Here is a 16,163-nt window from a genome sequence, read left to right as displayed (position 1 = left end):
GAGTAATCACGCGTGAAGACTAAGGTGGTCATTGAATTATCCGGCAAGCGGCTCAAGGTTTATATCGGGCATAGCCTGGCAGTGCGCGATCTCTCCGAAGCCGATTCTGCGTCAATATCCGCGGCGCTGAACGATATAATATTAAAGAATAACAGGCGCTTATCCAATCTTGATGTGTATCTGGTGTTAAGCCGTAATGCCATTACCGTTCGGCGCATAGAATTGCCTTCGCAGGACGCGAAAGAGATAGAACAGATGCTGGGGCTTTATATAGTCCGCCAGGTGCCCCATCGCAAAGAGGAGATATGCTGGGCATGGCAGAATCTCGGTTTTGACGGTATAGGAAGCACGCGCCTGATATTGGCGGTCGCGTTAAAAAATGTTTTTAAGAGTATCGCCAATTCGCTTACCTCGGTCAATATCCTGCCTGAATCCGTATTGATGAGCTCGCAAGGGCTCTTGCATTATGTCTCTAATGCCTGCAAAGACAAGTCGCTTTTAAGTTCTTCATATTTTATCCTGGATATTGATTCTGATTACAGCGATCTCGTTCTGGCGCATTACCATAAACTCGGTTCAAGCGTGGTGATACCGCAGGGCGCCCAGCGCCTTGATGATCCGAGGGAGCGCGAAAGATTCTGCACGGAACTTAAGCAAGCGTTGGCCGCTTTAAGCAGTGAGATACCCGAAGCTAAATGTGAAAGGATGTTTTTGACGGGTGCTGCGGGCGGCTATATATCCATAATTCGTGAGGCTCTGGCAGATTCCAAGATTGATATAAAATACGTGTCCGCGAAAGAATATGACGGCTTTATTGCGTCGGGCGTAAAGGATGTTTCACTGTCGTCTGTTTTGGGGTTTGCCTGGCATGTGGCAAAAGAGGACATAAAATTCAGCGTGCCGGAGATTCAGATAAAAAGGGACATGAAGATAAAAATGCAGCAGCTTACGGTTTTGAGCGTATGCTTAGCGTATATAATGATGATGCTCGGCGGCATAGGCCTTGTAAAGCTCGGGCAAAAACAATCTTGCACAGCCGCGCTCATTGCCCGCGCCGAGGAAATGAAGAGAAACGCCGGAGAACTGGAAGATATTGTTAATAATTTCAAGGTTATCAGGCAATACACCGATACCCAATCGGATGTTCTGTTCTATCTTTATAATCTTATCAAGATATGCCCCGGTAATATTACTATAACGCATTATAACTGGGAGATGCAAAAACAATTTTCATTTAAGGGCTATGCTCCGCAGATCTCGGATGTTTTGGCATTTACAGATATACTAAGGAGCACCGAGGTGTTTAAAGGGGCGCAAAACCGTTATACAAGGAGGAAAAAAGTCAAAGACAGGGAGATGGTTGACTTTGACATATCCGTAAAATGAAAGCTTTTAACCGAAACGAAAAAATATTATTATTTTTCATAGGATTTTTAACGGTAGTTTTTCTTTTGAAAACCCTTATCCTGTCCCCTTTATACGGCCGGCTTGTGAATTATAACGCGCAAATAGAACAGTATGAAGCCATCATACGCAAGTATATGTCCCTTGAGCATAACCGCATTGAAATACTGGAGGCCCGTGAAAAAGTCAAAGGTTTTTTCACGCTTAAAGGTTCTGATGAAGACAAGGCCGCGGCTGTGATGAGCAAGGTAGAGTCTGAAGCAAGACGGGTTAAGCTCCAGGTGCAGAATATGAATTATACGGGTTCAAGTAAAATAAAGGGCCCAATCGCATTGCACCGTGTTAACCTGCGGGCAGAAGGCCGGCTTGCCGATATGCTTGATTTTATATCGTCTATTGAAAAGTCCGATATTCTCATACAGGTTGAAAAGATGATATTGACCGTCAAGGATGATACAAGCGGCGTGCTTAAGGCGGACATGAATATAATAGGCATATCATTTGATTGACAGATTGATTGGTATTGCAGTTAGTATTGCAGGCGTCCTATTTGGAGACACCCTGCGTGCTTAACGGGAAGTGCCCCGTGCGTCATCCAGAGCGGAACCGTCGAAGCACGAGTCATACGCTTGTCATCCAGAGCGACGATAAGTGAGGCCAGCGTTGGTCGCGAAGGATCTGGAAATGACCCGTCTGTCATCCAGAGCGGCAGGAGGCGGGGCCAGAGTAGGCCGCGAAGGATCTGGAAGTGAAATCAGTATTAGATTCTTCGTCGCGCCTTCGGCGCTCCTCTGAATGACAGGGGTCGCGAAGGATCTGGGAGTGAAATGAGTATTAGATTCCTCGCTTCGCTCGGAATGACAGAAGTAATGCTCCGGATGACAAGCGCGCGCGAAATAACAGAAGACTGTTACTGGGCCTTGCAAAGAAAGGGCCAAGCCTCTCGTAGTACTCACAATGTCCGCAGATAGCAAATGGAATCATCAGGATGAATGTCAGAACAAAATATGACAATACCACGGCATTTACCTTAGTAGAGGTCATGGCCAGCGTCCTTGTCTTAGGGATAGGCCTGGTATTGGTTGCCAATTCATACATGCTTGCCTTAAAGGCGTCAAATTCCGCGTCAAATAATATTCAGGCTTTATATCTTGCCCAGTCAAAGATGGATGCTTTGGAAATAACCGATTTGGAAGAAGCGGGTTTTTCGCCCTGCCAGTATAATGAAGTTTTACAATACGCGGGCAGGGATTACGACTATAATATTGCCATAACCAAAGACGCGGGATCTTTGACTTTATCTAAATACTATGTCGGGGCCTGTCTGACAGTAGGCTGGGAAGAACAAGGTTCTGCCAGAAAGGCTGTTCTTACTTCATTTTTTCAAAAGAAAGAAGAAGATGAAGAAAGCGAAGAGAGAGAGTTGTAAAAAAAATTCCTTTAGCCTTATAGAGTTATTAATCGCGGTATCAATATTTTCCGTGATAAGCGTGGCTATATATTCAACGTTCAGTTCAGGGTTAATGGTATTACGCAGGGCTAATAATATTGATACCTCACGGCAAAGGCTTCTGCTCAAGACGGAGAGGATTGCCCGGGAATTAAGGCAGATGCCGGCCTTTCGCAAGCCTTTATCCGGCGGTTTGGCTTTTATGGTAAGCTTTCCTTATTTGTCCGACCACATGCCGTGCCGTGTAACATATTTTTTTGACGATTCGCGTAAAGCGCTTATGCGGGCGGTTGAAAAGATAGAGGATATTACCGACTCCAAAGGCCAGATAGAGCGTGAGGTCAAAACAAAAGAAAGCACGGTTTTCATAGACAGCCTTGAAGGTTTCAGATTGGAATATTTTTACCTGGATGAACAAACACGTGAATACTACTGGAGAGATGAATGGCCCGACGGCCATATGCCGGTTGCGGTTAAGATGATAATAACCGACAGGGAACAAGAGTATGTCAAAACGATTATTCTGCCCGTTATCCAATAGGGCCAGCGTCCTGGTCCTGTGCCTTTGGGCTATAATGATCCTTTCCATCCTGGGCATGGGGCTGTCTTCATTTGTATTTGGGCAGATTAAATTTGCCAAGACTTATAAGCACATTGTGATGTCTTTGCCCGTTGCCCGCGCGGCGGTTAAATCTGTTTTTTATATAAAACAGGATGACGATACCCCGCTCTATGACACCTATGATGAATTGACCCGTGAAAACACGCTTAATGTCTGCCAGGGTATTTTTTGCCTTTATTATTTTGCCGATAAAATTGTCTCCGATGAAGGCGTGAAGGTTATTGACGAGAGCGCCTTGATAAACATAAATACGGCCTCCGCGGACGTGCTTGCCCGGCTTCCGGGTATGGATGAAGAGCTGGCCGATGGGATTATCAAAAGCGGCCTTAGGCCTTTTGTTTCCATTAATGAAATACTTATGGTTGAAGGTATGCAAAAAGAATCTTTTCTTCAGTTTAAAGACATGATAACCGTGTATGGCCGGGGGAAAATCAATCTTAATACCGTAAGCAGTCAGGTGCTTGAGGCATTGGGCTTAGATGAAGAAGTAGCGCGCGCGGTCATTGATTACCGCAACGCGCATCAGATAATTCCGCCCGAAGATGATAAGAAAGACGAAGGCGAAGAGGGCCGTCCCGAACCAGAGCCTGAATACGGGCTTTCAGACCTATCGGGCCTACTGGAAGGCGTTAAGGAAATGGCTTTTCTGTCTACCCGCCAACAACAGGATTTACTCGCTCTATTTAGCGTCTTTGATGTAAAATCAGAATACCTGCGTTTTAACATAATACCTGTTTTTGGCACGGATAAAGGCCTGCGTTATAGTGTCCTGATACACCCTGATTCGGGCAGGGTCATTTCATGGAAAGAAGGTTAATTTTACCTGATTTAATTTGACAGAGGATATAATTCCTGTTAGAATTCAATTGACCGGCGCGCGAGGCTGTATTTTGATTGTTTAAGCGGAGCCGGCGTAAACTCATGAAAGCGATATTATGAAAAAACGTCATATGAATTATCGTATCGGCAAGGCAGGGGTTGTTTTTTTGAGCGGATTTACATTGATTGAAATTATGCTTGTTGTGGTAATCATCGGCATTCTTTCCGCGATGGTTTCTCCGCATCTGGCAGGCCGTTCACAGCAGGCCCGCAGTCAGGCCGCGAAATCGGACATCAATTCCGCTATCCCGCTGGCACTTGACCTTTATGAAATGGATTTAGGCCATTATCCCGAAAGCCTTGATTATCTAAGGACAACGCCCGGCCTTGATTCACAGAGTTGGCGCGGGCCCTATCTTAAGAAGAAACCCGTTGACCCGTGGGAAAGGCCGTATGTGTATACTTATCCCGGCCAGCATAATCCGGCAAGTTATGACCTTTACTCCGCCGGAAGCGACGGCCAGGCCGGCACAGCAGATGATATCTGTAACTGGGGCGATTAAGGCAAAATGTTCTTTGGCGCTTTGGCAGGGTAAAAGACAAAAAACAAAAAGCTTAGTTTGATTATATGTCCCCGCTGAAAAACACGGCGGGGATTTTTATTTTGCCGGGCAACAGGCGTGTCCGGCAGGGCATTATCAACAAGGCGCGGGATTTATGATATGAGAAGATATAATATAGGCATAAATTGGAATTCGCTGGATGATTGTTATTTTGCCAAGGCCTTAAAAAAAATATGCCGCGAAAAAAAACTCATCTTTCTATGGGTGCATGACGGTGTCGCGAAAAAAATACTAAAAAAGCTTTATGAACACGAACTGCGAATAGACGCTTTAATTGACACGGACGCCACGTATAATGACCCTGATGATATATACGCGCGCGTATGTTATGCTGTTAAGGATTCGGGCGGTATTGTTATAAATGACCCGGATAACACGCAGTTTGCCATTAATAAGGCCGTAATGTATTATAAACTGCTCTATCTGGGGTTTTCCACGCCTTATACGATTGTCATAAGAAAGTGGCACCCGAAAAAAGTGCTCTTGAACAGAGAGCAAAAGGCGCGCCTCGGGGCGCCTTTTATAATAAAACCCGCCCAGGGATACGCGCAAAAGGGCATAATAAGGCAGGCAAACAGTACCCCGTATTGTATAGCCAAGGCCAGGGCGTTTGACCCTGATGATGATTTTCTTTTGCAGAAAAAAGTGACCCCGGTGTCAATAAACGGTAAAAGGTGCTGGTTCAGGGTATTCCGGATATTTGATTATATATTACCCTGCTGGTGGGATGATACCTTAAGCAGGTATGAACACATGAGCGAATATGAATTTAAAGAATACGGCCTTTCCGCTCTTTTTGATATTACTTCAGGCCTTGCAAAAGCTACAGGCATGGTATGGTTTTCAACCGAGATAGCGCTTCTTGGCCCGCAAGGCGGCAAGCCTGAATATACCGTTATAGATTATGTTAATGACCAGTGTGATATGACCCCCATCTCGCAGATACCAAGCGGCATACCCGACCATGTTGTGGATTTTACCGCCGCAGTCCTCATGAAAAACGTTTTAGAACTGATCAAGGGCCGGCGCGGGGCCCGTCAGGGTTTCAAGCTTTATTTCAGGTAATCCACGGGCCTGGGCCTGCCGCGGGGTTTTTTGTGATTTTAGTAGTATTTCTTTTTCTGTTGTGATACAATACGCCAATGAAATATAAACATGTTTTGTTTTTATACCCTTACGGCATCCTGAAAACTACCACAGCGTCAGTGAACAGGCTTTTCCCGCCGGCAGGCCTTGAATATATCGCGACAAGCGCCAAAGGATACGCGGAAAAAATAACACTTCTTGATCTCCGCTATGAAGAGGAATTTTCCGACACGGACAAGCTTATCGCATTTATCCGTAAAGAAGTTGACATTGTCTGCGTCAGCATAGGCTGGGACAGGGAATTTGAAGAGGTATGCGCTCTGATAAATAAGATGCCCGAGGGCATACCCGTTGTGGCAGGCGGATATAAGGCCACCGAACAGGTTGAAGAGCTCTTTTGCCTGTGCCCTAAATTGGATATGATAGCCAGAGGAGAAGGCGAAGAAACAATAAGACAGATACTTTCGGGTTTGCCTAAGAAAGATATTCTGGGCATATCCTATAGGCAGGACGGCAAGATATATCATAACCAGATAAGGGCTTTACCCAGGATAGATATTGTTGAAGCCCCGGACAGGAGCTTGAGGAGGACGGACTACAGCCTTTCTTTTTACGGCAGGCGTATTACAAATCTTACCTTTGATACTGTCTTAAGCGCCAGGGGATGCCCGTATAACTGCAAATTTTGCACATTCAATCTCAATCCTTTGGGCCAGAAAAGGCCTTATGCCGAACGCTCTATCGCCTCTGTTATAGAGGAGATAGAGCAGATAAGCGCGGATGTTATTCTTTTTAGTGACGATAATTTCGCGACCAATGCCAAGCGTGCTATAGCCATATGCGACGAGATCATCAGGCGCAAGATCAGAAAACGTTTTTTAGCGCAGGTCCGTATAGAAATTACCAAGCACCCCGAACTCATTGCCCGCATGGTTAAGGCTGGCTTTAAGCTGCTCTCATTCGGCATTGAATCTCCGCATGACCATATACTTGCCCAGCTCGGCAAGGGTTTTACCAGGGCCGAGATTTATAAGGCGTTTGACGTGCTTAGGAAATTTCCTATATTATACCACGGGTATTTTATATACGGCAATATCGGTGAAACAGAGGAAGAGATGCTTTATATTTCTGAATTTGCCAGGGGCTTAGGCGTTGACACCATAGCCTGCAATAAATTAAGGGCGGATAAATTTTCTCCGCTTAGAAAAATTATTGAAGGCCTTCCCCAATATCATTTAAACGCCAAGGGTGAGGTCTATTCGGACACATACAGCCATAGCGCGCTTAAAAAGATAAACAAAAAGATCAAGTTTGGATTCTATACGCCGTTTAAGATCATAAGTATCGCGAAAAAATTTACAAAGATAAGGTTTTTTTCTTTGCGCGACTGGCTGTCGCTTATAACGGTGGCCCCATTTTTGTTAAAACATATTATATCAAGGGAAAAAACAAAGTCCGCTTTAAGACGCGGCCTAAAGGAAAATTATGCATAATCAGCAGGGATATTTATTTAACGGGTTGGGCATAGTGCCCAAGATACTTGAGACGCTGTACCGTATGCGGTTTACCACGCCCACGCCTATTCAATATAAAGCCATACCTATCGCCATTGAGGAAAAAGATCTTATAGGAGTCGCCCAAACAGGCACGGGCAAGACGCTTGCCTTTGCCATACCGGTCATACAAAGGCTTTTGCAAAAAAGAAGCCGATGCCTCGTTCTCGTCCCCACAAGAGAGCTTGCCCTGCAGGTTGACGCTGAATTTCGCAAAATAGGAGCCTCTTTGGGAATAAAGACGAGCGTTATTATAGGAGGCGCTCCGATACAGGCGCAGTTAAATGAGCTTAGAAGGGACCCGCGCATTATAATAGCCACGCCGGGCAGGCTGGTTGATCATATCAACAGGCGGACGGCGCCTCTTTATGATGTGGGTATCCTCGTCTTGGATGAGGCGGACCGCATGCTGGATATGGGATTTTTACCCGATATAGAACGGATACTGCGCGTTATGCCTAAAAAAAGACAGACCATGCTTTTTTCGGCCACTATCCCAAAGGAGATACTGCAGATAGCGTCGTCTCACATGAGACTGCCTGTTCACATTGAAGTGGCCCCTTCCGGGACAACGGCGGAGCATGTGACACAGGAGCTTTTTATCGTTAAAAAAGACGCCAAAAACCGGCTTTTGGCAAAACTGCTGGCGCAGTATAAAGGGGCTGTGCTTATTTTTTCAAGAACAAAGATAGGGGCTAAAAAGATTACAAGGTATATAAAGACAATGGGCTATACTGCCTCTGAAATACATTCAGACAAGAGCCTCGGCCAGAGGAAAGAGGCATTGTCGGGCTTTAAGACAGGCAAATACAGAGTGCTTGTTGCCACCGATATAGCGGCAAGGGGCATAGATGTGATGGGTATAGAGCTTGTTATCAATTATGATATACCCGATGATGCTGAAAACTATGTCCACCGTATAGGCAGGACAGGCCGCGCCGGGCATGAAGGGCATGCCATATCGTTTGCCACGCCCGAGCAAAGCTCTGCCGTGCGCAGTATTGAGAAGATCATAAAAACCACATTGCCTGTTTCAGGCCACCCTGATTTCCCGAAAGAGGTTTTTATTAATGCAGGGCCGGCGTCAAAGCCTGCCGGTTTTTCTCATAAACCCGCGCCAAAATATTTTAATAAAAAAAAGCCCCGCCGCTTTTACGACGGCAGGTTTGCCAAGAAGCGGAATTTTCATGCTCCGGGAAAAGAGCAAAGGGCATAAGCTGGCATGTTTTTGAAAGCTTAAAATGGAAAAAAAGAATTTCCTTTTTGTTTCATATGACGGTTACATAGGCGATATAGCCTGGCAGGTTATCAAGGAAGGCCACCAGGCGCGGTATTATATACAGGATGAGGAAAACCAGGATATAGCCGACGGTTTTGTGCCCAAGGTTGATAATTGGCAGGAAAACGTTGACTGGGCGGACATAGTTATCTTTGATGATGTGCTCGGCCACGGCAGGCATGCGCAAAAACTGCGCGGCACAGGCAAGCTTGTCGTCGGAGGCAGTGAATATTCGGATATGCTTGAGGATGACAGGAGTTTCGGCCAGGAAGAATTAAAAAAGGCCGGGATAAATATACTTCCTTATAAAGAATTCCATAATTTTGATGATGCTATCAAATATGTTAAGGAAAAGCCGGGCAAATATGTTATAAAACCCAGCGGCGAGGCCCAGAACATAAAAAGAATGCTTTTTGTCGGCGAGGAGGAAGACGGCAGGGACGTTGTTGAGGTATTAGAGGCGTATAAGAAGGTGGCATCCGATAATATTCAGGTATTCCAGATACAGAAGAGGGTCACCGGCGTTGAAGTAGCCGTAGGCGCTTTTTTTAACGGAAAAGAATTCGTATACCCCATTAACATAAATTTTGAGCATAAAAAACTTTTTCCGGGGCAGATAGGGCCTTCTACCGGAGAGATGGGAACGGCGATGTATTGGGGAGGGCCAAACAGGATATTCAATCAGACGCTTTTAAAACTGCAAGAGAGGCTTTGCCGGGAAAATTATGTCGGCTATATTGATATAAACTGCATTGTCAACTCAAACGGCATATACCCGCTTGAGTTTACCGCCCGTTTCGGGTATCCTACCATTTTTATCCAGCAGGAAGGTATCAATATGCCTATGGCGGATTTTCTTTTTGGCCTGGCTTCAGGCGCGATAAAAGAATTCAAGGTCAAGAAGGGTTTTCAGATAGGCGTCAGGATAGTGGTGCCGCCTTACCCGTTTAATGATGAGGATACATTTGAAAGGTATTCAAATAACGCCACTATACTTTTTAAAAAACCCAATTACGACGGCATACATATTGAGGACGTGAAAAACGTAGACGGGCAATGGCTTGTGGCCGGCACATCGGGAGTTGTACTTGTTGCCGTCGGCGCCGGACAGACCATGAAACAGGCCCAGGCCCAGGTGTATAACAGGGTAAAAAATATAATAATACCCAATATGTATTACAGGACGGACATAGGCGACAGGTGGTTTGAGGATTCCGATAAACTGCATACATGGGGTTATCTTAGAGAGGTTTAAACGCAATCTTTTTATGGCAAAAAATACTATAGCCTTATTATTGGCCTTCATTTTTATTTTAACCGCGAGCCCGTCCTACGCGTATGTTTTTAATAGAGACGGGTTTACCGATAATATACCCCAGCCGGTATTGCTGGAGCCTGTAATTGATCGTGTTGATATATCGGGTAAGAAAGAGTTGGTATTCAGATGGAGCCCGCACCAGGGAGATATCTCGCGAAGAAAATTTTATGATTTCAGGTTATATCAGGGGTATAAATTGACAGAAGATGGTTTATTATTGCAAAAAAATGTTGCGCCTAATGAACATCAATTGGCTGTTGACAGCAGTGTGTTTAAACCCGGCCAGGTATATACATGGTCTTTAAGGCAGAAATACCGTTCGGGCAAAAGCAGGCGCAGTTCATCCAGTTTTACCATTATCGGTAAATAATCCATCCAATATCTGTAACCTATGAGTATTGCGGACGCGGAGTATTGGCATTGCAGACGTCCTATTTTGAGACACCCTGCGTGCTCAACGGGAGTGCCCGCCTGTCATCCAGAGCGGCAGGAGGCGGGGGCAGAGTTGTTAGCGAAGGATCTGGGAGTGAAGTCAGTATTAGATTCCTCGCTTCGCTCGGAATGACAATAGCTTCGCTCGGAATGACAGAAATGGCGCTTGGATATAAAAACATTATGAGTTTATAATATGCCGGAAGAAATCATTAGCACAGCAGCGCATCTATCTCCGGGGCAAAAGGCCTCTATTGTAAAAATAGAAGGCAGAGGATACTTGCGCAAGAGACTGCTTGATATGGGTGTTGTGCCGGGCTCTACAATTCAGATGGTCCGGCGCGCGCCTTTAGGCGATCCTATAGACGTGAAGATCAAAGGGTATCATCTTTCCTTAAGAAAATCAGAGGCGTCTTATATTATAGTAAAGAGGTTGGCATGAGCAGGATAAGATTGTCAGACGCGCGCCCGTATTCCGAGCTTTTGCTTTGCAGAGTAGAAGGCGGGCTGGGCATGGAGAGGAAACTTACGGAAATGGGCCTTTTACCCGGCGAAAAGATAAAGCGTGTTGACGCGCCGGGTGACGGCCAGGTCATACTTATTATAAAAGGAGCCAAGGTAGCCATAGGTAAAGGCATGGCAGACAGGATAATAGTTCAAGAATGTGTAAACAGAAAAACGATAAAGGTTGCATTAGCCGGAAATCCTAATTCCGGAAAGACATCGGTTTTTAATAATCTTACAGGGGCAAGACAGCATGTGGGCAATTATCCGGGCGTTACTGTTGAGAAAAAAGAAGGCCTTGCCTGTTACGGTGATTATGCCATAAATATTACCGATCTGCCCGGCACTTACAGCCTTACCGCGTATTCACTTGATGAAATTGTGGCGCGTAATTTTATTATTAACGAAAGCCCTGATATTATCATTAATATCGTAGATGCCTCCAACCTTGAGAGAAACCTCTACCTGACAACACAGCTTATGGAATTCGGCATTCCTATGGTTATAGCGTTTAATATGAGCGACATGTTTGAGAGCACGGGTTTTTTAGCCGATGACAAAATGCTTTCCGTCCTTTTAGGAGCTGATATTGTTTATACCGTGGGCAATAAGAACAAAGGCACCAAAGAGCTTTTGGAGGCCGCCGTTAAGGCATATGAGTCCGGGCAAAACAGAAAGATCATTTCAGTCAATTACGGTAACGAGATAGAGGAAGAGGCGTCAAAGATAATAAATCTCTTGGATTCTTTCAACCGCGCGGCTATAAATTACCCTAAACGCTGGACAGCGCTAAAGCTTTTGGAGGATGACAAATATATCTTAGGCCTTATTAAAAATCAGCCGTCAGGGGATGAGATAATAAAACAAGTTGAAGCGGCCCGCGCGCGCATAAAAGGCATATTTGCCGACGAGGCTGAATCCTTGTTCGCGGATAAGAGATACGGGTTTATCAACGGTGTATTGCGCGAGGCTATAACCCGCAAGAGAGAGTCCAATTTAAGGATATCAGACAATATAGATCAGATAGTGGCTAACAGGATTTTTGGCATACCGATATTTTTAGCTGTTATGTGGCTTATGTTTAAGGCGATATTTAGATTAAGCGAGGCGCCGATGCGCTGGATAGAATCAGTGCAGGCGGCGGCAGGAGGCCTTGCGGCCGCCCTTTTGCCTGTTGAAAATCTGGCGCGCGATTTCATCATAAACGGCGTAATCAGCGGGGTTGGCAGTGTGCTTGTGTTTGTGCCGGTAATATTTTTATTATTTTTCTTTATGTCCTTGCTTGAAGATTCCGGTTACATGGCAAGGATAGCTTTTATCGTTGATAAATTCATGCATAAGATAGGCCTGCACGGCAGAAGCTTTATACCAATGCTTCTGGGTTTCGGCTGTAATGTCCCCGCCATTATGGCAACGCGGGTTATTGAATCAAAAAAGGACAGGCTTACCACTATACTGGTAAATCCTTTTATGAGCTGCGGGGCGAGGCTTCCGGTTTACACGCTGTTGATAGGGGCTTTTTTCAGTAATGAGGTATCGGGCAATGTATTATTTTCTCTCTATCTTCTTGGTTTTTTAACGGCAGTCATTATGGCCAAGGTTTTCAGAAAATTTATTTTTACCGGAGAATCAGCCCCGTTCGTGATGGAATTGCCGCCCTATCGTGTGCCGACATTAAAGGGGCTGTTGATACATATGTGGGAAAGGGGTTGGTTATATATTAAAAAGGCGGGCACTGTGATAATGTTAGGCTGTCTCATAGTATGGACATTGAGCGTTTTCCCCCTAAGTTCAAAATCGGATCTGACGAAGAGTTTCATAGGCATGACAGGAAAAGCGATTGAGCCTATTGTCAGGCCATTGGGTTTTGACTGGAAGATTGGCACAGCTCTTGTATCGGGTGTTGTCGCCAAAGAGATAGTTGTGGGTACACTCGGAGTTTTATACGGTGTAGGCGAAAACAGCGGCACCGATATTCACAGCCTTAAAGAGGCGCTGAAAAAAGACAGCTATCCTGACGGCAGGCCGGTTTTTACGCCGTTAATTGCCTATGCCCTTATGGTATTTGTGCTTTTATATATACCGTGTCTTAGCACCGCGGCTGTCATAAAAAAAGAAACCGGTTCATGGGGATGGACAGCGTTCAGTATCTCGTATTCTACGGCGCTTGCCTGGATGGCGGCTTTTATAATATATCAAGGCGGGAGATTATTCGGATTGTAGGGCATTTTTAAAAACTTTGTCCGCGCGCGGGTTCACATTGACAATATCGTATAAATAGTATAATATAAAACCAATAGTAAATATGAAATTACGGCTTTATGCCGTGGTATTCAATAAACTCACGGTAATGATTTCAGGTATTATTTACTATAATCTTAGAAGAAGGAGGTACGGTAATAATGGCACAAGGCACAGTCAAGTGGTTTGATAATGGCAAAGGTTACGGATTTATTACGCCCGAATCGGGTAAAGATGTATTTGTCCATCACACAGCGATACAGGGTGAAGGGTATAAATCTTTAAATGAAGGCCAGAAGGTTGAATTTGATATAGAGCAGGGACCGAAAGGCCCCCAAGCTGTTAATGTAGTAAAACTCTAAATTAAACCTGTAAACACGTAAGAAAGGCGCATTTTTGTTGTAATGCGCCTTTTTTATGTTTTACGGCCATTTTTATAAAATTTTCAATCCACATTTATTTTTATTGACATGATATAAGCTGTTTGATAATATATTTATGATTTTAAAAAGATTTAAAATATTATTAAAAATATAGGAGAACAGCCACATGCCGAGCCTTTTTACTATATTTATTAAGTTGATCATATTAATCCATTTGTGCCTTGGACAAAGCGTAAGCGTTGATATCTTAACCTATAATATTTATGCTTATAGTAATACATTAAGGCCCATGGCATCAAGTAATGCTGATACGTTGCAAGATTCAAAATCGTGTGAAGCGCGATTATTGCGATTACGCGATAAAGCTGAACAAGCGCACCAGAAAGATATTGCCAAACGTGCGGAACAATTACTAAATGAATATAGATACCTTATGACACAATTAAATTCTGATTCTCCTCATGGCGTTAATACCCGGATTTGCTTAAAGTCCGCGAATAAAATGTTTGAAATAGGTATGCTATTGCATAGTATAGGCGATTTAAACACGGCATCAGCATGTTGCGATTTAGCTATAAAATTTGCCCGCTCCGAAGACCGCGAAAGTATACCTATTAGAGACCTTTTGTCTGCGCAAGATCTTAAGAAACAGATAGGTCAGGAGGTAGAAAAATTGCAAAACAGCTTTAATGAAAGTAAGATTCCGGCTGATAGCTTGCTATCAATTTGCAAAGCGGTTTGCGCGGCGGCTTGAATTGTTTGCCAAAATCCCAGCCCCGGTTTTATCTTGATTATACCTGTTGTCAGCTTGTCAAGATGTCCCTTTGAGGATACATTACTTGACAAATCAAGTCATATGACTTATTATAGTAGTCAATAAATCAAAAGGATATTTATAATGCCCCAAAATTTCATTGGTTCAAAAACACGTGCAAAGATACTTACATTATTCGTGTTAAATCCCAAGCGTGAATACTATGCCAGGGAGATAGAGCGAGAGATAAAGTCCAATTTTGAGGCAGTACGCAAGGCCCTTATAGGCCTTGAAAAAACAGGATTATTAAAAAGCAGGGTTTCCGGAAAACAGCGCTATTATGCTATGAATACCCAGAATGCTATTTTTCCTGAAGTCAAATCTATGATACTAAAAACAGCAGGGTTAGGAGATATCCTCAAAAATACCTTTAAATCTTTTAATAATATAAAAGCAGCTTTTATATACGGTTCATATGCCAGAAATACTGAAGACGCAGAAAGCGATATAGACATGTTTATAATAGGTGACGTTTCGATGAGGTTGTTGCAGCCTGTTATATCAGGCATTGAGAATAAGTTTCAGCGAGAGATAAATCCTGCCGTATATCCATTAAAAGAGTTTAAGGATAAGTTTAAAACAAGGCACCATTTCATTCTTTCGGTCTTAAAGGCGCCAAAGATATTTATAAAAGGGAGTGAAGATGCCATTAGAGAATTGGTTCAAGATAAGTAAGATTGTCAAGCATCAAACCAGCAAAGAAGAGCTATCAGCTATCTTTGGGGTTATAGAACGATGCCTAAAAGACGCCTCTCTTAAGGGCCTTTCAAGCGATCAGAAATATATCCTTTCATACCAGGCTGTCTTTGAGTCAGGCCTTGCTCTTCTTTATAAAAATGGCTATAAACCTATTAAAGCAGGCCATCATTACATAGTTTGGCAGTGCCTTAAAGAGATTTTAGATAAGAAATACCATAACATTATTATTATCTTTGAAAGTGCTGCGAAAAAACGCAGTAAATTAAGTTATGATACAACTGGCCTCGCATCGCAGAAAGAAGCAGACCAGATGTATGCGGAAGCAGTAGGTTTCATATCAGTAATAAAAGAAAAAATCAATAATCAATAAATAATCGCAACGATAGCTATTGCCCTGCTCGTGTCAGTAAAAAATTACCCAAACCCCAAATATTTCCTCTAGAAATTTCTCCCTTTACAGCACCAATTAAATTTGGTATATTAAGCTCCCAATCACAGATAACTAAGTGCTATATAAAAAGGTACTATTTGGGCAAAGCGGGCATCTGCATAATAATTGATTAAAATATAAATTGCAGTAAGAATTTGCAATAATTTAAGTTATATCACGCGCGCCTGTAGCTCAGCGGATTAGAGCACTAGTCTACGGAACTAGGTGTCGCAGGTTCGAGTCCTGCCAGGCGCGCCATGTAGTTTTAGGCTTTGAGGTTTTTGCAGGACTCGAATAGAGCCCTGCAATAAAATGCGACAATAGGAGCATTTTAAGGGCGAATGGCCGACCCGAAACGAACGAAGTGAGTGTAGGGCGCCGAGTCCTGCCAGGCGCGCCATGTAGTTTTAGGCTTTGAGGTTTTTGCAGGACTCGAATAGAGCCCTGCAATAAAATGCGACAATAGGAGCATTTTAAGGGCGAATGGCCGACCCGAAACGAACGAA

Annotated in this window: 18 protein-coding genes and 1 tRNA gene; all 19 read left to right on the top strand. The window is 43.9% G+C overall.

All coding sequences use genetic code 11. From position 1 onward, the window contains the following. Positions 1 to 12 precede the first annotated feature (12 nt). The 19 genes from PHV77_05975 to PHV77_05885 all read left to right on the top strand — a co-directional run bounded on the left by PHV77_05975 (position 13) and on the right by PHV77_05885 (position 15,915). On the top strand, positions 13 to 1,386 hold the full coding sequence (locus PHV77_05975; protein MDD5504833.1) for a hypothetical protein: 1,374 nt from the start codon (positions 13 to 15) through the stop codon (positions 1,384 to 1,386). Next, a complete protein-coding gene (locus PHV77_05970) occupies positions 1,383 to 1,913 on the top strand; it encodes a hypothetical protein (protein ID MDD5504832.1) in 531 nt (176 codons plus the stop codon). The genes PHV77_05975 and PHV77_05970 overlap by 4 nt, the downstream gene beginning before the upstream one ends. A gap of 479 nt (positions 1,914 to 2,392) precedes the next feature. After that, entirely contained in the window at positions 2,393 to 2,833 is a 441-nt protein-coding gene (locus PHV77_05965) for a hypothetical protein (GenBank protein ID MDD5504831.1), read from the top strand. Beyond that, complete coding sequence (locus tag PHV77_05960; GenBank protein ID MDD5504830.1) at positions 2,805 to 3,395, top strand: prepilin-type N-terminal cleavage/methylation domain-containing protein; 591 nt, start codon at positions 2,805 to 2,807, stop codon at positions 3,393 to 3,395. The genes PHV77_05965 and PHV77_05960 overlap by 29 nt, the downstream gene beginning before the upstream one ends. Further along, positions 3,361 to 4,293, top strand: coding sequence for a helix-hairpin-helix domain-containing protein (locus PHV77_05955; GenBank protein MDD5504829.1), 933 nt, complete (start codon positions 3,361 to 3,363; stop codon positions 4,291 to 4,293). Before PHV77_05960 ends, PHV77_05955 begins: the two co-directional genes overlap by 35 nt. Positions 4,294 to 4,411: 118 nt before the next feature. Continuing rightward, complete coding sequence (gene gspG / locus PHV77_05950; protein MDD5504828.1) at positions 4,412 to 4,858, top strand: type II secretion system major pseudopilin GspG; 447 nt, start codon at positions 4,412 to 4,414, stop codon at positions 4,856 to 4,858. 159 nt (positions 4,859 to 5,017) lie between these two features. Continuing rightward, on the top strand, positions 5,018 to 5,983 hold the full coding sequence (locus PHV77_05945) for a hypothetical protein (protein MDD5504827.1): 966 nt from the start codon (positions 5,018 to 5,020) through the stop codon (positions 5,981 to 5,983). A 77-nt stretch (positions 5,984 to 6,060) separates the two neighbouring features. Continuing rightward, positions 6,061 to 7,497 carry a radical SAM protein gene (locus tag PHV77_05940; protein ID MDD5504826.1) on the top strand — a complete coding sequence of 479 codons (1,437 nt, stop codon included), beginning with the start codon at positions 6,061 to 6,063 and terminating at the stop codon, positions 7,495 to 7,497. Beyond that, positions 7,490 to 8,773, top strand: a complete 1,284-nt coding sequence (locus PHV77_05935) for a DEAD/DEAH box helicase (GenBank protein ID MDD5504825.1) — start codon at positions 7,490 to 7,492, stop codon at positions 8,771 to 8,773. Before PHV77_05940 ends, PHV77_05935 begins: the two co-directional genes overlap by 8 nt. Positions 8,774 to 8,798: 25 nt before the next feature. Beyond that, on the top strand, positions 8,799 to 10,091 hold the full coding sequence (locus tag PHV77_05930; protein MDD5504824.1) for a phosphoribosylglycinamide synthetase C domain-containing protein: 1,293 nt from the start codon (positions 8,799 to 8,801) through the stop codon (positions 10,089 to 10,091). Between the two features lie 13 nt (positions 10,092 to 10,104). Beyond that, complete coding sequence (locus PHV77_05925; protein MDD5504823.1) at positions 10,105 to 10,524, top strand: hypothetical protein; 420 nt, start codon at positions 10,105 to 10,107, stop codon at positions 10,522 to 10,524. Positions 10,525 to 10,574: 50 nt separating this feature from the next. Continuing rightward, the gene (locus PHV77_05920; GenBank protein MDD5504822.1) at positions 10,575 to 10,781 is read left to right on the top strand and encodes a hypothetical protein; all 207 of its coding nucleotides are present in this window, start codon (positions 10,575 to 10,577) and stop codon (positions 10,779 to 10,781) included. A 1-nt stretch (position 10,782) separates the two neighbouring features. Continuing rightward, positions 10,783 to 11,028, top strand: a complete 246-nt coding sequence (locus PHV77_05915) for a ferrous iron transport protein A (protein ID MDD5504821.1) — start codon at positions 10,783 to 10,785, stop codon at positions 11,026 to 11,028. Continuing rightward, entirely contained in the window at positions 11,025 to 13,313 is a 2,289-nt protein-coding gene (gene feoB / locus PHV77_05910; protein MDD5504820.1) for a ferrous iron transport protein B, read from the top strand. Before PHV77_05915 ends, feoB begins: the two co-directional genes overlap by 4 nt. 179 nt (positions 13,314 to 13,492) lie before the next feature. Beyond that, positions 13,493 to 13,693, top strand: a complete 201-nt coding sequence (locus tag PHV77_05905; protein ID MDD5504819.1) for a cold-shock protein — start codon at positions 13,493 to 13,495, stop codon at positions 13,691 to 13,693. Between the two features lie 187 nt (positions 13,694 to 13,880). After that, complete coding sequence (locus tag PHV77_05900; protein ID MDD5504818.1) at positions 13,881 to 14,468, top strand: hypothetical protein; 588 nt, start codon at positions 13,881 to 13,883, stop codon at positions 14,466 to 14,468. Positions 14,469 to 14,612: 144 nt separating this feature from the next. Further along, entirely contained in the window at positions 14,613 to 15,203 is a 591-nt protein-coding gene (locus PHV77_05895) for a nucleotidyltransferase domain-containing protein (GenBank protein MDD5504817.1), read from the top strand. Continuing rightward, positions 15,172 to 15,597, top strand: a complete 426-nt coding sequence (locus tag PHV77_05890) for a hypothetical protein (GenBank protein MDD5504816.1) — start codon at positions 15,172 to 15,174, stop codon at positions 15,595 to 15,597. Before PHV77_05895 ends, PHV77_05890 begins: the two co-directional genes overlap by 32 nt. Before the next feature lie 241 nt (positions 15,598 to 15,838). After that, positions 15,839 to 15,915, top strand: a tRNA-Arg gene (locus PHV77_05885). Positions 15,916 to 16,163: the final 248 nt, after the last annotated feature.

Source organism: Candidatus Omnitrophota bacterium (genome assembly GCA_028716165.1).
Classification (GTDB): Bacteria; Omnitrophota; Gorgyraeia; order JABMRG01; family JABMRG01; genus JAQUQI01.
Note: the sequence above shows the minus strand (reverse complement) of the source record. Positions and strands in the feature narration are given on the sequence as shown.

What these genes read in the sequence shown, in the direction of transcription:
- PHV77_05970 (MDD5504832.1), top strand. Translation starts at nt 1,383, where the DNA reads ATGAAAGCTTTTAACCGAAACGAAAAAATATTATTATTTTTCATAGGA.
- PHV77_05965 (MDD5504831.1), top strand. Translation starts at nt 2,393, where the DNA reads ATGAATGTCAGAACAAAATATGACAATACCACGGCATTTACCTTAGTA.
- PHV77_05960 (MDD5504830.1), top strand. Translation starts at nt 2,805, where the DNA reads ATGAAGAAAGCGAAGAGAGAGAGTTGTAAAAAAAATTCCTTTAGCCTT.
- PHV77_05955 (MDD5504829.1), top strand. Translation starts at nt 3,361, where the DNA reads ATGTCAAAACGATTATTCTGCCCGTTATCCAATAGGGCCAGCGTCCTG.
- gspG (MDD5504828.1), top strand. Translation starts at nt 4,412, where the DNA reads ATGAAAAAACGTCATATGAATTATCGTATCGGCAAGGCAGGGGTTGTT.
- PHV77_05945 (MDD5504827.1), top strand. Translation starts at nt 5,018, where the DNA reads ATGAGAAGATATAATATAGGCATAAATTGGAATTCGCTGGATGATTGT.
- PHV77_05940 (MDD5504826.1), top strand. Translation starts at nt 6,061, where the DNA reads ATGAAATATAAACATGTTTTGTTTTTATACCCTTACGGCATCCTGAAA.
- PHV77_05935 (MDD5504825.1), top strand. Translation starts at nt 7,490, where the DNA reads ATGCATAATCAGCAGGGATATTTATTTAACGGGTTGGGCATAGTGCCC.
- PHV77_05930 (MDD5504824.1), top strand. Translation starts at nt 8,799, where the DNA reads ATGGAAAAAAAGAATTTCCTTTTTGTTTCATATGACGGTTACATAGGC.
- PHV77_05925 (MDD5504823.1), top strand. Translation starts at nt 10,105, where the DNA reads ATGGCAAAAAATACTATAGCCTTATTATTGGCCTTCATTTTTATTTTA.
- PHV77_05915 (MDD5504821.1), top strand. Translation starts at nt 10,783, where the DNA reads ATGCCGGAAGAAATCATTAGCACAGCAGCGCATCTATCTCCGGGGCAA.
- feoB (MDD5504820.1), top strand. Translation starts at nt 11,025, where the DNA reads ATGAGCAGGATAAGATTGTCAGACGCGCGCCCGTATTCCGAGCTTTTG.
- PHV77_05905 (MDD5504819.1), top strand. Translation starts at nt 13,493, where the DNA reads ATGGCACAAGGCACAGTCAAGTGGTTTGATAATGGCAAAGGTTACGGA.
- PHV77_05900 (MDD5504818.1), top strand. Translation starts at nt 13,881, where the DNA reads ATGCCGAGCCTTTTTACTATATTTATTAAGTTGATCATATTAATCCAT.
- PHV77_05895 (MDD5504817.1), top strand. Translation starts at nt 14,613, where the DNA reads ATGCCCCAAAATTTCATTGGTTCAAAAACACGTGCAAAGATACTTACA.
- PHV77_05890 (MDD5504816.1), top strand. Translation starts at nt 15,172, where the DNA reads ATGCCATTAGAGAATTGGTTCAAGATAAGTAAGATTGTCAAGCATCAA.